General features: G+C 72.9%; 14 protein-coding genes. 3 read left to right on the top strand and 11 right to left on the bottom strand.

Translation table 11 applies throughout. The features are described from left to right. Window positions 1-64: 64 nt before the first annotated feature. Window positions 65-580 (bottom strand): GbsR/MarR family transcriptional regulator, encoded by a 516-nt coding sequence (locus AVL59_RS01955; RefSeq protein ID WP_067299484.1) that lies wholly within the window; start codon window positions 578-580, stop codon window positions 65-67. Between the two features lie 74 nt (window positions 581-654). Between AVL59_RS01955 and AVL59_RS01950 the strand changes: the two genes are divergently transcribed. From AVL59_RS01950 to AVL59_RS01940, 3 genes are all read left to right on the top strand, one after another. Further along, window positions 655-1,548, top strand: coding sequence for an ABC transporter ATP-binding protein (locus AVL59_RS01950; RefSeq protein WP_067299483.1), 894 nt, complete (start codon window positions 655-657; stop codon window positions 1,546-1,548). Beyond that, a complete protein-coding gene (locus tag AVL59_RS01945; protein WP_067299482.1) occupies window positions 1,545-3,185 on the top strand; it encodes an ABC transporter permease in 1,641 nt (546 codons plus the stop codon). The genes AVL59_RS01950 and AVL59_RS01945 overlap by 4 nt, the downstream gene beginning before the upstream one ends. A gap of 163 nt (window positions 3,186-3,348) precedes the next feature. Further along, entirely contained in the window at window positions 3,349-3,918 is a 570-nt protein-coding gene (locus AVL59_RS01940) for an RICIN domain-containing protein (RefSeq protein ID WP_067299481.1), read from the top strand. 27 nt (window positions 3,919-3,945) lie between these two features. On the opposite strand, the gene AVL59_RS01935 is transcribed toward AVL59_RS01940, so the two are convergent. The 10 genes from AVL59_RS01935 to AVL59_RS01890 all read right to left on the bottom strand — a co-directional run bounded on the left by AVL59_RS01935 (window position 3,946) and on the right by AVL59_RS01890 (window position 13,771). Continuing rightward, complete coding sequence (locus tag AVL59_RS01935; protein ID WP_067299480.1) at window positions 3,946-5,166, bottom strand: cytochrome P450; 1,221 nt, start codon at window positions 5,164-5,166, stop codon at window positions 3,946-3,948. Window positions 5,167-5,224: 58 nt separating this feature from the next. After that, window positions 5,225-5,716 (bottom strand): hypothetical protein, encoded by a 492-nt coding sequence (locus AVL59_RS01930; protein WP_067299479.1) that lies wholly within the window; start codon window positions 5,714-5,716, stop codon window positions 5,225-5,227. Between the two features lie 16 nt (window positions 5,717-5,732). Next, window positions 5,733-6,194, bottom strand: coding sequence for a hypothetical protein (locus AVL59_RS01925; protein WP_067299478.1), 462 nt, complete (start codon window positions 6,192-6,194; stop codon window positions 5,733-5,735). Between the two features lie 43 nt (window positions 6,195-6,237). Next, window positions 6,238-6,903, bottom strand: a complete 666-nt coding sequence (locus AVL59_RS01920; protein WP_067299477.1) for a response regulator — start codon at window positions 6,901-6,903, stop codon at window positions 6,238-6,240. Continuing rightward, on the bottom strand, window positions 6,900-8,288 hold the full coding sequence (locus AVL59_RS01915) for a sensor histidine kinase (RefSeq protein ID WP_208870289.1): 1,389 nt from the start codon (window positions 8,286-8,288) through the stop codon (window positions 6,900-6,902). Before AVL59_RS01915 ends, AVL59_RS01920 begins: the two co-directional genes overlap by 4 nt. A gap of 56 nt (window positions 8,289-8,344) precedes the next feature. Beyond that, window positions 8,345-9,019, bottom strand: coding sequence for a response regulator (locus AVL59_RS01910; protein ID WP_067299475.1), 675 nt, complete (start codon window positions 9,017-9,019; stop codon window positions 8,345-8,347). Next, window positions 9,016-10,401: a sensor histidine kinase gene (locus AVL59_RS01905; protein WP_067299474.1), complete on the bottom strand. Its 1,386-nt coding sequence runs from the start codon at window positions 10,399-10,401 to the stop codon at window positions 9,016-9,018. The genes AVL59_RS01910 and AVL59_RS01905 overlap by 4 nt, the downstream gene beginning before the upstream one ends. Next, window positions 10,394-11,587, bottom strand: a complete 1,194-nt coding sequence (locus AVL59_RS01900) for an acyltransferase family protein (protein ID WP_067299473.1) — start codon at window positions 11,585-11,587, stop codon at window positions 10,394-10,396. The genes AVL59_RS01905 and AVL59_RS01900 overlap by 8 nt, the downstream gene beginning before the upstream one ends. 37 nt (window positions 11,588-11,624) lie before the next feature. Then, window positions 11,625-12,716, bottom strand: coding sequence for an alpha/beta hydrolase (locus AVL59_RS01895; RefSeq protein WP_079146486.1), 1,092 nt, complete (start codon window positions 12,714-12,716; stop codon window positions 11,625-11,627). Between the two features lie 161 nt (window positions 12,717-12,877). Continuing rightward, window positions 12,878-13,771: an alpha/beta hydrolase gene (locus AVL59_RS01890; RefSeq protein WP_067299472.1), complete on the bottom strand. Its 894-nt coding sequence runs from the start codon at window positions 13,769-13,771 to the stop codon at window positions 12,878-12,880. Between the last annotated feature and the right edge of the window lie 39 nt (window positions 13,772-13,810).

The following is a 13,810-nucleotide window of genomic DNA, read 5'->3' as shown; positions in this document are numbered from 1 at the left end:
ATGGGCCGCCGGGTGGCTGCCGCGCCGTCGTGGCCGGTCGCGCCCACGCGGCGGCAGCCGCGCGTCAGACGCTGCCCCGCACCCCTTCAGGGCGGTTGTACTTCTGCTCCCGGTAAGCGCGCCAGCGCTTCATCAGTTCGGCCACGTCCCGCTCGATGAACTCGAAGAAGTCCAGGGTTTCGGCCAGCCTGCGCCCGGCCGGTGTGTCGGCGCCCAGGCTGGCCACGCCGTCGCGCAGGGCGTCCTCCCAGCGCTTGATGATCGCCTCGCGGTTGGTGAGCGCCTCGTACCACTGGTCGCTGTGCACGCGGTAGCGCTCCCGGCGCGAGCCGGGATCCCGCTCGCGGGACACCATGTGCACCTGGGAGAGGTAGCGCACGGCACCGGAGACGGCGGCGGGGCTGATCCGCAGCTGTTCGCCCAGCTCCGCCGAGGTCAGGGTGCCGGTGTCGGAGGCGAGCAGCGCGGCGAAGACCCGGGAGGGCATACGCGGCATCCCCGCCTCGACGAGTTGTGCCGCGAAGTGCTCCACGAACCGCGAGACCGACTCCGGGTCCCTCTCCGTACTCGACTCCGTCATGCCTCTCACCCTATCCGGCATTCATGAGCTTCCTTAACTTCACAAATTTCTGAAAGAAGCGTACGTTCGGAACCATGACCAAGGCGATCACGGTCTCCGGACTCCACAAGTCCTTCGGCCGCACCCACGCGCTGGACGGCCTCGACCTGGACGTCGAAGCCGGTGAGGTGCACGGTTTCCTCGGCCCCAACGGCGCCGGCAAATCGACCACGATCCGCGTACTGCTCGGCCTGCTGCGCGCCGACGCGGGCGCCACGCAGGTGCTCGGCCTCGACCCGTGGGCGGACGCCGTGGAGGCACACCGCCGCATCGCCTATGTCCCCGGCGACGTGACCCTGTGGCGCAACCTCTCCGGCGGCGAGGTCATCGACCTCTACGGCCGCCTGCGCGGAGGCCTCGACACCCGGCGTCGCGCCGAGCTGATCGACCGCTTCGAGCTGGACCCGACCAAAAAGGGCCGCACCTATTCCAAGGGGAACCGGCAGAAGGTCGCCCTGGTCGCCGCCTTCGCCTCGGACGTCGACCTGCTGATCCTGGACGAGCCGACCTCGGGCCTGGACCCGCTGATGGAGGAGGTCTTCCGGCGCTGCGTCGAGGAGGAGCGCGACCGGGGCCGCACGATCCTGCTCTCCTCGCACATCCTGAGCGAGGTCGAGGAGCTCTGCGACCGCGTCAGCATCATCCGCCGGGGCCGCACCGTGGAGACCGGCTCGCTCGCCGACCTGCGCCACCTCACCCGCACCAGCGTGAGCGCCGAACTCGCGGGCCCGCCGGACGGGCTCGCGCGCCTGCCCGGCGTCCACGACCTCGACGTGCGGGGCCGCCGGGTGCGGCTTCAGGTCGACACGGACCGGCTGGACGCCGTACTGCGGCAGTTGAGCCGGTCCGGTGTGCGCTCGCTGACGTCGACCCCGCCGACCCTGGAAGAGCTGTTCCTGCGCCACTACCAGGACGAGGTCTCCCGATGACGGCTCTCGCGGCACCGGCGCCGTCCGGCGGCTCCCGCCGGCTCGCGGGCACCGGAGCCCTGTTGCGCTTCGCCCTGCGCCGCGACCGGGTGATGATCCCGGTCTTCGTCGCGGTGAACGCGCTCATGGTCCTCTCCATGCCGTACACGCTGAAGAACCTGTACGGCACCCCGGCCGAACGCACCGGCCTGGTCCACCAGTTGGAGACCAACGCCTCGTTCCGGGCCCTGATCGGACCGGTCTTCGACACCTCGACCGGCGCGCTCACCGCCTGGCGCGTGGGGGTGTACGCCGCCGCGCTGGCGGCCGCGGCGAGCCTGCTCGTCGTCGTACGGCACACCCGGGACGAGGAGGAGAGCGGCCGGCAGGAGCTGGTGGCGTCGGGGATGGTGGGCCGCCGGGCCTCCCTCACGGCGGCGCTGCTGGCGGCGGCCGTCGCCAACGCCGTACTGGCGCTGCTGGTCACGGCCGGTCTGGCCGGGCAAGGACCCTCGGGTGCCCTGGCCCTCGGTCTCGGTCTCGCGGGCGTCGGCATGGTCTTCGCCACGACGGCGGCGATCGTCGCCCAGCTGACGGAGAGCGGGCGGCTCGCCCGCGGCCTGACGGCCGCGGTGCTCGGGGCCGCGTTCGTCCTCCGCGCGGCGGGCGACTCGGCGGCGGACGGGGGCACTTCGGTACTGACCTGGCTCTCGCCGCTGGGCTGGCTGGAGAACCTGCGCTCCTTCGCCGACGAGCGGTGGTGGGTGCTGTCGCTCTTCGCGGCGTCGGTGGTCGCGCAGGGCGCGGTGGCCTACGGACTCGCCGGGCGCCGGGACCTCGGCATGCGCTTCCTGCCCGCCCTCCCCCACTCCCGGCTCCGCTTGAGCGGGGGGACCCCGACCGGACCGTCCGTGGGCCGCCTCGGCACGGCGGCCGCGCTGGCCTGGCGCCTGCAACGCGGCGGCGTCCTCGGCTGGTCGATCGGCTTCTTCCTCGCCGGAGTCGTCTACGGCGGCCTCACGGACGGCGCGGCCGACCTGGTCCGCGACAACGACCAGGCCCGGCAGATCTTCGAGCGCATGGGCGGGCAGAGCGGCCTCACGGACGCGTTCCTCGCCTCCATGACCGGCATGCTCGGCCTGATCGCGGCCCTCTGCATCGTGGCCTCGGTGCTGCGCCCGCACGGCGAGGAGACCTCGGGCCGCGCCGAACCGGTGCTGGCCTGCGCGGTGGGGCGCCTGCGCTGGGCCGCGGGCCATCTGACGATCGCCTTCGGCGGCTCGGCCCTGATCATGCTCCTGGCGGGCCTGGGCTTCGCGGTGGGCTACGGCAAGCAGGTGGGGCCGGTCCTGGGCGCCTGCCTGGTGCAGCTCCCGGCGGTGTGGGTGATCGGCGGGGTGGCGGTGCTGCTGTACGGGGTCGCACCGCGGTCGGCACCCGCGAGCTGGGGCGTGGCCGTGGCCGTGCTGCTGATCGGCTGGGTCGGCCCGGCCCTGGACGCACCCCGGATCGTCCTGGACCTCTCCCCGTTCGGGCATGTGCCGAAGCTGCCGGGCGGGGGGATGGAATGGGGGCCGGTGCTGGTCCTCACCGGGCTGGCGGCGGCGTTGGTGGCCGCGGGACTGACGGGGCTGCACAGGCGGGACATCGGGTCGTGAGGCTGAGGTTGCGGGCGGGGTCAGGGGCGCCGATAGTGGGAGAACAGCCGCGTCCCGATCAGTGATCCCCCGGCGGACCGTCCGTCCCACGGCGCCGGAGAGCGGACCTGACGACCAGTCGGCGGGGCTGTCACCTCCCTCTTCCTCGGAGAGGAGCACCCCCATGCGCAAAAACGCCCGCGCACGCCGTCTGTTGACGGTGCCGACGGTCTTCGTGGCCGGGGGCATCCTGCTTCTGCCGGCTCCCGCCCGTGCGGAACTCGCCACCTCCGCCGCCGCTGACGCGCCGCGGATCTCCGGAGCCTCCTTCCAGATCCGTAACGTGCAGACCGGCAAGTGCGCCACGATCGCCGGAGGAACCCTGCCCGACAACAACCTCAAGATGGTCCAGTTCGACTGCGACACGGACGCCTCACGCCGCTGGAATCTCATCGACTTCGACGGTGACTCGTACCAGATCAGCAACGCGAAGACCGGCAAGTGCATGACGATCGCGGGCGGCACCCTGCCCGACAACAACCTGGAGATGGTCCAGTTCACCTGCGACTCCGACCCGTCACGGCGCTATCGGGTGGCCGACTGGAACGGCTCCTCCTACCAGCTCGTCAACGTGAAGACCGGCAAGTGCGCGACGATCGCGGGCGGCACCCTGTCCGACAACAACCTGGAGATGGTCCAGTTCACCTGCGACTCCGACCCGTCACGGCGCTGGGTCCTGCGACTGGCCGGATGACGCGCCCGCCCAAGGGCTCACCGCACTTCAGCGCACCTCCACCCGGAGTCCTTCCAGCCCCCGGATCACGAAGTTCGGCTTCCGCTCCGGTTCCTCGGCCGGCCGCAGGGTCGGTGCCCGTTCCAGCAGGGCCGTCATCGAGGCGGCCAGCTCGATACGGGCCAGCGGGGCGCCGATGCAGTAGTGGATGCCCGCGCTGAAGGAGATGTGCGGGTTCTCCTCGCGGGCGAGGTCGAGCTCCCCGGGGTGGTGGAAGACCTCCGGGTCGTGGTTGGCGGAGCCGAAGAGCATGGCGATCTCCGCGCCTCTCGGGATCACCGTGCCGTCGATCTCGATGTCGTCCAGGACCCAGCGTTCGAAGAGCTGGAGCGGGGTGTCGTAGCGCATCAGCTCCTCGACGGCCGAGGGGATCAGGGAGTGGTCGCCGCGCAGGGCGGCGAGCTGGCCGGGGTTGCGGAACAGGGCGTACCAGCCGTTGACCGTGGCGTTGACGGTGGCCTCGTGCCCGGCGTTCAGCAGCAGTACGGCCGTGGAGATCATCTCCTGCTCGGTCAGCCGGTCGCCCTCGTCATGGGCGGCGATGAGCCCGGAGATCAGGTCGTCGCCCGGCTCCTTGCGGCGCTCGGCGATCAGTTCCCTCAGGTAGTCCGAGAACTCGACCGAGGCGCGCACCGCCCTGCGCGCCGTCTCCTGCGACGGGTTCAGCTCGTACATCCCGCAGATCTCCGCCGACCAGGGGCGCAGCGGGGCCCGGTCCGGCTCCGGGATGCCCAGCATCTCGGCGATCACGGCCACGGGAAGCGGCTCGGCGACATCCGTGAGCAGATCCCCGCCGCCCGCCGCGACCAGCCGGTCCACCAGCCGGCCGGCGAGGTCCGCCACGTACGGCCCCAGCCGCTCGACCGTGCGCGGGGTGAACGCCTTCGACACCAGGCGCCGGATCCGGGTGTGGTCCGGCGGCTCCAGGTCGAGCATGCCGTGGTCGTTGAGGGTGTGGAACGGCTCGTGCTCCGGCGGGGGCGCGCTCCGGCCGAACTCCTCGTGCGAGAAGCGGTGCTGGTAGGTGCGGCCCAGACGGCGGTCGCGCAGCAGCGCCGAGACGTCCGCGTGGTGCGGGACCAGCCACTGGCGGGTCGGCTCGTACCAGATCACCCGGCCGCGTGCCCGCAGCTCGGCGTAGGCCGGGTACGGGTCGGCGAGGAACGCGGGGTCCCAGGGGTCGAACGCGAGGTCGGTGGGGCCTGCCATGCGGGGACGCTAGCGCGCCGGACCGGCGTCTGACCAGGGGTGTCCGCCGCTGACGTGCTCAGCCGCGGTTCTCGTACCGGAAGTCGTAGTAGTCCTTGCCGCCGACGAGGACGGATGTGACGTACCGCGGCAGGCCCTCGGCGTCGCGGGGGATCTCCTGGGAGGTCTGCCGGGTGAAGCCCAGGGACACCCCGGGGATCACCGGGTACTCGGGCCGGGACGTGTCGACCGTCCAGCCCCGCTCGGCGGCGCGGCGGAACAGGTCGACGGCGGGTGTCGCGAACACGTCGTCCCCGTCGAGCAGGACGCGTGTGCTCGACTCCCGGCCCTCCCCCGGCCACCACAGTTCGACGGCCGTGACGGTGGGACCGCCCTCCAGAAGAGCCTGCACGCCCACCCCGTCCGGGGACGAGGAGACCGTCGCCGAGTTCCGGCCCCGCACGAGCACCCTGGGCTCGCCCCAGCCGGACACCGCCGCGACCGCCTCGTCGAGCGTCATCCCGAGGCGCAGCGGTGCGACTCCGCGCGGTGGGTCGAGTACCAGTTCCATGGCCGCCCTTCGCCGTTCAGATCCAGTCCGCGACCAGAACGTAGTCGTAGTAGAGGGGATCGCCCTCCTCGTCCACCGGGTGCTCGTGGCCGCTCTGGCTCGCGAGGATCACCTTCAGCTCCGGCAGGGCGTCGAAACCGAGGTCGTCCTCCTCGATGACGTGGCCCCGCCGCGCGAGTTGCCCGAAGAGGTCCTCGCTCGGGGTGCGGAAGACATCCAGCCCGTCGAACAGTATCCGCACGTCGGCGTCCTCGTTCTGGAACCTGAACAGTTCCACACCGCTCAGTGCGCCCGAGGTGAATCCGAGCACGATGTTCAGCCGGGACTCGTCGTGTGTGAGGACGATCTGCCCCGGGTGCGCATCGCTCGCGACGGTCCGGAAGGGCCCGGGCCCATGAAACGCGCCGCGCGCCTCCTCGACCGACATGCCGAGCCGGAAAGGACCCACGCCGACGTGCGGGCGGATCTCGACCTCCATGCGTACTCCCTCACTCAGACCCCCGTGTGGACATCACGCGCCGTCAGCCCGGTGTGACCAGCCGGGCCTCGTACGCGAACACGGCCGCCTGGGTGCGGTCCCTGAGGCCCAGCTTCACCAGGATCCTGCTCACATGAGTCTTGATCGTCGACTCCGCCACCACCAGGCGCTCGGCGATCTCCGCGTTCGACAGGCCCTGCGCGATCAGGACCAGCACCTCAGTCTCCCGCTCCGTCAGCTCCCCGTACGCCGCCCGTGCCGACGGCATCATGCGCGGCGCCTCGGCGAGGCGCGAGAACTCCGTGATCAGCCGCTTGGTCACGGAGGGGGCGAGCAGCGCCTCCCCGGACGCCACCACCCGCACCCCTTCCGCCAGCTGGCGCGCCGAGGCATCCTTCAGGAGGAAGCCGGAGGCTCCCGCGCGCAGCGCCTGGTAGACGTACTCGTCCAGGTCGAACGTGGTCAGCACCAGCACCTTCGCCGCCCCGTCCGCGGCGACGATCTCCCGGGTCGCCTCGATGCCGTTCAGCTCCGGCATGCGGATGTCCATCAGCACCACGTCCGGGGCGAGTTCCCGCACCCGCTCGACCGCCTCGCGGCCGTTGACGGCCTCACCGACGACCTCGATGTCCGGCATCGCGTTCAGCAGGACGGAGAAGCCCTCGCGGACCATCATCTGGTCGTCCGCGATCAGTACGCGGATCGTCATGCCTCACCCTCGATCGGGGTGTCCGCCGGCACCGGCAGGAACACCGTCACCTCGTAGCCTCCGTCGGGCACCGGGCCCGCCGTCATCTCACCGTTCAGCATCGAGACGCGCTCCCGCATCCCCGTGATGCCGTGCCCCGCGCCCGGCGAGGGCTTGAGCAGGGCGGAAGCGGGCGGCGGACCGTTGACTATGCGCAGGCCCAGTCCACCGAGAACGTACCCGATCTCCACCCGGGCGCCCGCGCCCGGGGCGTGCCGCAGCGAGTTGCTCAGCGCCTCCTGCACGATCCGGTACGCCGACAGCTCGACGCCCTGCGGCAGTTCGCGCACCGCTCCGGTCACCACCTTCTCCACCTCCAGTCCGGCCTCCCGCACATTGGCGAGCAGCCCGTCCAGGTCGGCGAGGTTCGGCTGCGGGGCGTCGGGGGCCTCGTAGTCCTCGGCTCGGACCACGCCCAGGACGCGGCGCAGTTCGGTCAGGGCCGCCACCGCGTTCTCCCGGATGGTGGCGAACGCCTTCTCCAGCTCCGGCGGCGGGTTCTCCACCCGGTAGGGCGCGGCCTCCGCCTGGATCGCGACCACCGACATGTGGTGGGCGACGACGTCGTGCAGCTCACGGGCGATGGTCGTGCGCTCCTCCAGCAGCGTGCGCCGCGAGCGCTCGTGCTCCGTCACGGTCAGCTGGGCGGTCACCTCCTGCTGGGCCTCCCGGCGGGTGTGCCGGACGGTGACGACCAGCAGGGACAGCGCGGAGACCACCAGCATCGGGCCCACGTTGGTGTCGTACTGGCTCCATGGGGCGATGGTCTCGGTGAGGAAACCGTAGGCCGCGGTCAGCACCCACATCCAGGCCGCCGTACGCGGGCGCGTGCGTATCGCGACGACCGTGAGCACCACCAGGTGGGACAGGAAGCTGCTCGGCAGCCACGGCCGGTCGCTCCAGGTGCTGGCGCCGACGACGACGGCGGCCGTGGACGCGGCGAGCGAGAACCAGAACGCGCCCACCGGACGGGCCAGGGTCAGCAGCACCGGCCCGAGCGCCAGCAGCCCGCACAGCGCGGACGGCAGTCCGGCTTCGCTCGACAGGGCGAGGAGCATCGCCACCGTGCCGAAGGCGGCCACCATCGCGTGCGGGGCCCAGGGCGCGTACTCCTTCACACGGCCGGACCGGCGGGCGAGCCGGCCGTGGGCCTCCCTGCGCGGCAGCGGGCGGTAGGCGAAGGCGTCCTGGAACAAGTCCTGCCGCAGCCCGCGCAGGGCGTCCGCGGCGAGCTGGAACTCGGGGCTGCGCGGCCTCGCGGCTCCGCCCGGCGGTGTCGTCTGCGTGTGTGTCGTCTCGGTCACATGCGACACGGTAGGCGGCGGAGGGGGCGCGGTCGTCCCCATGGAGGGGGGTCCTCGGGGGTCCGTCTCAGGTACTACGCGCGGGCGCGGGGCCGGGGTCAGCGGCCGCCGGGGCGGACCAGGCCCGACTCGTAGGCGAAGACCGCCGCCTGGGTGCGGTCCCTGAGGCCCAGCTTCACCAGGATCCGGCCCACATGCGTCTTCACCGTCTGCTCGGCCACGACCAGCCGCTCGGCGATCTCCGCGTTCGACAGGCCCTGCGCGATCAGCGCCAGCACCTCCGTCTCCCGATCCGTCAGACCGCCCACCCGCTGCTTGAGCGGGGCCCGGCGGGTGCCGTCCAGGCGGGAGAACTCGGCGATCAGCCGGCGGGTGATGCCCGGGGCGAGCAGCGCGTCCCCGGCCGCCACGATCCGGACCGCCTCGGCGAGCTGGTCCGCGGAGGCGTCCTTGAGCAGAAACCCGGCGGCCCCGGCGCGCAGCGCGTCGTACACGTACTCGTCCAGGTCGAAGGTGGTCAGGACGAGGACCCTGATGCCCGGGTGGTCGAGGGTGATGCGGCCGGTCGCCTCGATGCCGCCGACATCGGGCATCCGGATGTCCATCAGGACCACGTCCGGGGTCAGTTCGGCGACCTTGGCGATCGCGTCCCTGCCGTCCACCGCCTGCCCGATGACCTCGATGTCGGGCTTGGTGTTGAGCAGCACGGTGAAGCCCTGCCGGACCATCTCCTGGTCGTCGGCGATGAGTACGCGGATGGTGCCGCTCGTCATGGGGTCACTTCTCCTGTCAGGGGCGGGTCGGACGGGGACGCGGGCGGGGTGCCGTCCCGGGGCAGGAAGGCCATGACCTGGAAGCCGCCGTGCCGGGTGCTGCTCGCGGTGACATGGCCGCCGAGCATCGCCGCGCGCTCACGCATGCCGAGCAGTCCGTGCCCGGCGCCCGGAGAGGGCGGGACGGGCTCCCGCGGGCGGGAGTTGGTCACCTCCAGGTGCAGGCCGTTCGGGAAGTGTCCGACCTCGACGCGCACCCGGGACCCCGGCGCGTGCCGCAGGGCGTTGCTCAGCGCCTCCTGCACGATCCGGTACGCCGACAGCTCCACACCGGGATCGTAGGGCCGCGCCTTGCCGACGACCTCGATGGTCACGTCCAGCCCCGCCGCGCGGGTGTTCTCCATGAGCACGTCGAGCCGGTCGAGCGTGGGCTGGGGAGCGTCCGGGGCCGACCTGGTGCCGGGATCCCCGAGGCCGTAGGGGTCCTCGGGGTTCTCCGAACGCAGCACGCCGAGCACCCGGCGCAGCTCGGTGAGCGCCTCCAGCGCGTTCTTGCGGATGCCCGCCAGGTTCTCGATCAGTTCGTCGGGCGGTTGCTCGACGAGGTGCGGGGCCACCTGCGCCTGGATGGAGATGACCGACATGTGGTGCGCCACCACGTCGTGCAGCTCCCGCGCGATACGGCTGCGCTCCTCCAGCAGGGTGCGGCGGGCCCGCTCCTCCGCGGTGAGGGTGGTCTGCTGGACGAGTTCGGCCCGCGCCACCCGGCGGCCGCGCAGGGCGATGCCGAGCAGCACGACGACCGCGGACAGCACCACCGTGACGACCCCGGTGGTCTGGTAGTGCTCCGCGCCCCACACGCCCTCCAGGACGTAGGTGACCAGCACGGTCAGGGCCAGCGCCTCGAGCGTCACCCGGGTGCGCACGCGCAGCGCGAGCAGCAGCAGGACGAACAGGTGCGCGATGATGCCCGACGCGGTCCAGGGCCAGGTGAACGTCACCTGGCGCACCATGCTCAGTCTTCCGTGGACCGCGACGGCTCCCACCACGGTCGCCGCCATGGACAGCCACCAGGCCGGGATGGGCCGCCACAGCGCGAGGACCATCGCGCCGCCCGGCGCGACACCGATGACGAAGGCCGCTCCGGTGCCCAGATGCCCGTTCTCCCTGAGCTGTGCCACTGCGCCGAGCGTGACCCCGAGCGCGGCCAGGCACACGACGCCGTGCGGCAGCCAGCGCAGCCACACGGAGGGGGGCAGCGGATCCGGCCTGGTCGTCCACAAGTCGTCGCGCAGCACGCGCAGCCAGCGTCTGGCCCAGCCCCCGAGCGCCACGAGCACCCGGCGCCCCTCCGTTTCCGTCACGCGCCTCACCCTAGACATGGCGGACCGCCCGCGCAGTCTCCGCGTCCCTGGGCCGGTGCACCCGGACCACCCGCGGGCGCACCCGGTGTGCGCCGGCGGAACGACGGTGGGCCCTCTGTTCCAGGGACCGGAACGCGGTCCAGCACACGGCCAGGACCAGGGCGAACACCGGGAGCCACAGGAGCCGGGCCGCCACCCAGCCCAGGCCGTCGGGGAGCGTGTGCAGTCCGGGAAGGCGGCCCGCCGAGAGGGCCGTCGCCGTCGTGGCCATCAGCGCCGTCTGGTGCCACAGGAAGATCGTCATCGCGGAGAGGTTGACCAGCGCCACGGCCGCCCAGACGAGCGGGCGGCGCATCGCGCGCCGCAGCCGCTCGCGCAGGAGGAGGGCCAGACCGCACTGGGCCAGTCCGAAGGTCACGGCCGCCAGGGTCGGCGGGTTGAGGTTGGAGACCGGGGCGCCCGGGACGCCGACCATCGACGCGGGGTAGCCCGCCGCCAGCACGAGCACGGCCGTGGCCGTCGTACCGCCGAGGAGCAGGACCCAGGCCGCGCGGCGGGTCTCCAGCTCGCCGCGGGTCCAGGCGGCGCCGAGGGTGTACGGGACCAGCCAGCCCGCCGCCAGGTTCACCCAGCCCAGCCAGGAGGGGCCGGTGTGCAGGCCGAAGCGGAGGATGTCCACGTGCAGGACGACGGCCAGGGGCCAGAGCGGGTTGAGGCGGGCGGCCAGGGGGGTGACCGCCGTCAGAGCGGCGAAGACCAGGAGGAACCACAGCGGGGACAGGGCCAGCTTGACGAGCGTGTGGAGCGTCAAGAAGGAAGTGCCGGTCAGCAGCAGGGCCGTCGCGGCCACCGTCCACAGGGTGAGGAGGGCGACGACCGGCCCGAGGAGGCGGGCCAGGCGGGCGCGCAGCCAGGCGCCGTACGACACCCCACGGGCCCGCGCGGCGGCATGGCTGCGGGTCGCCACATGGCCGCCGACCAGGAAGAACACGGCGAGGGTCTGGAAGGCCCAGGAGATGGGGGCCAGCCACGGCATGTGCTGCAGCGGGCTCGCCGTGTGCAGCGCTCCGTCCTCGGCGACCAGGGCCGTGACCAGCCAGTGGCCGAGGACGACGCCGAGGATCGCGAAGGCGCGCAGGGCGTCGACCGCGCGGTCCCGGGAGGCGGGTGTGGCGGCGTCCACGCGGTGGGCACCGCGACGCATCGCCTCCAGCGCGCGGCGCGGAGCGCTCAGGGCGGGCTCAGGCACGGGGCACCTCCGAGGTCTCGCCGAGGGTGATCCGGGCCAGGTTGGCGAGGGAGGCCGAGCCCGGGGTGAAGTAGCCGCTGTGGTCGGCGCCGGCGGCGTCGAAGACCCGGGCGCCGAAGGCGCGGGAGACCGGGTCGGTGCCGAAGCCGACGGTGACGCCGAGGAGGTCGGCGCGGACGTGCGGTACGTGCGCCACCCAGTCGGAGCTGCCGCGGGCCGCCCAGACGCGGGCGGGCGTGCGCAGGGCGGCGACGGAGTCCGCGCCCGTGCCGGGGCTGCCGACGAGGACGATGTCGTCGACGGGCAGACCGGCGGCGGCCCGGCCGCAGACGACGGAGCCGTAGGAGTGGCAGAGCAGGGAGACGCGGGCCCGGGCGGGGGCGAGGGTGTGCAGCTGCCGGACGAGGGCGCGGAGGCGAGGGGCCGCCTCGTCGGCCCGGGTCGTGGTGGTCACCGTGGTGCTGACCGTGCCCGGGGTGCGGTAACCGAGCCAGGCGACCACGGCGACGCGCGTGCCGCCGGGGGCGCGGTGCGTGAGGTCCTCGTACAGGGCCGCCGCCGCCCGGTGGAAGCGGTCGTAGGTGTCTATGGAGGTGTCGGAGCCGGGGACGAGGACGGCCACGTGGTCGGCGCGGGTCAGGTCGCCGAGGATCTCCGTGGCCTGTCCGGCGCCCCGGCCGTCGAAGGAGAGGAGGTGGCGGGAGGGGGAGGCCAGGGCGCGGTCGGCGGCGGCTCGGTGTGTGTCGCCGTGCGCGGCGGCCATGCGGGCCGCTTCGGCGGCGTCGGCCCGGTTCGCCTCGTACGCGGTGTGCAGCGTGGAGGGGGCGAGGGGGGCCAGGGTGGCGGGGGGCGGGGCGGGGATGTCGGGGCGGGCCGCGCCGGAGAGGGGGGCGACTATGGCCGCGGTGAGGAGAGCGGAGAGGAGGGCGCGCAGCCATGCGGGAGTGCGTCCGGCCTTCGGCCGGGTCTCTTCTCCCGTCCGCACCCCTCGTGCGGCTTCCGTCGCCGGGTCCGGCGGGCCCTCGTGGGGCGAAGGCGCCGCCTGCGAGTGCGGGTCCGCGGTGTCGGGCCGTGCCTGCCCCATGGTCGGCTTCCTCTCAGATCGCCCGGCCATCGGGCTCTTCTGACAAGGAAGTTAGAAATCGGGGCGTGTCGTTCGCGTCCCGCCAGGGAGCTGTTCCGCTTCGTAGCTCTCAGGTATTACGGGTATGACCGGGACCGGCCCCTACGTGAGAACCGGGCGCCTCACCAGGCGAGCTGGGCGATCTCCTCCGCCACCACCGCGCACGCGTCCGCCGCCGGGTCGATCAGCGGGAAATGGCCCACGTCCTCCAGCAGCGTCAGGCCCACCACCTCGCCCGCCTTCGCCGCCGCGTCCGCGTACGACTCTGCCACCTGGTGCGGCACCACCAGATCGGTACGGCCCTGGACCAGGGTGGTCGCGATGCCCGTCGGAAGCAGGAGCACCGGGTCGGCGTACGGCCGGCGCTCCGCGAACTCCGCCTCTCCACCGAGGAGTTGCAGCGAGGCGTTGCCGCAGACGTCCAGTTTCTCCGCCACGGCGAAGTCCGCGATCGGGGCGAGCGCGACGACGCCGCGCAGCAGGGCCGGGCCGTCGGTGCGCCAGGGGGCGTCGGCGGGCAGGACATGGCGGGCCGCGGCCCACAGGGCCAGGTGGCCGCCCGCCGAGTGGCCGGTGAGAACCGTGCGGCGGGAATCGGCCTGCGGGAGCGCTTCGCGCGCCAGGGCGGGCAGGGCGTCGAGGGCGGCGGCGACGTCGTCGAAGGTGTCGGGCCAGCGGCCGGCCGGTGGTGTCGAGGTTTCGGGTCCCGGCTGCTGTGCCGGGATCAGGGGCGCGCCGCCCCTGCGGTACTCGACGCTGGCCACGGCGAAGCCCCTGCGGGCCAGGTAGTCCGCGAAAGGGCTGATGTGGCGGCGGTCGTACCGGGCGCGCCAGGCCCCGCCGTGCAGGACGACGATCAGCGGTGCGAGGGCGGTCTCGGTACGGGGAGCGTAGAAGTCGATCACCTGGTCCGGGTGGTCGCCGTAGGCGGCGGTGACATCGGGGTCGACCGGGGGATGCGAGAAGGCCGACTCCTCTTCGGCGGCGGCGCGGGCTGCTGCGGCGTCGTCCGGCATGCTCCAACCTCTCAGCTACGGAACGAATTTGGCGGACCA

Origin of the sequence: Streptomyces griseochromogenes (genome assembly GCF_001542625.1) — a bacterium.
Classification (GTDB): domain Bacteria; phylum Actinomycetota; class Actinomycetes; order Streptomycetales; family Streptomycetaceae; genus Streptomyces; species Streptomyces griseochromogenes.
This window is presented reverse-complemented; position numbering and strand designations above follow the sequence as displayed.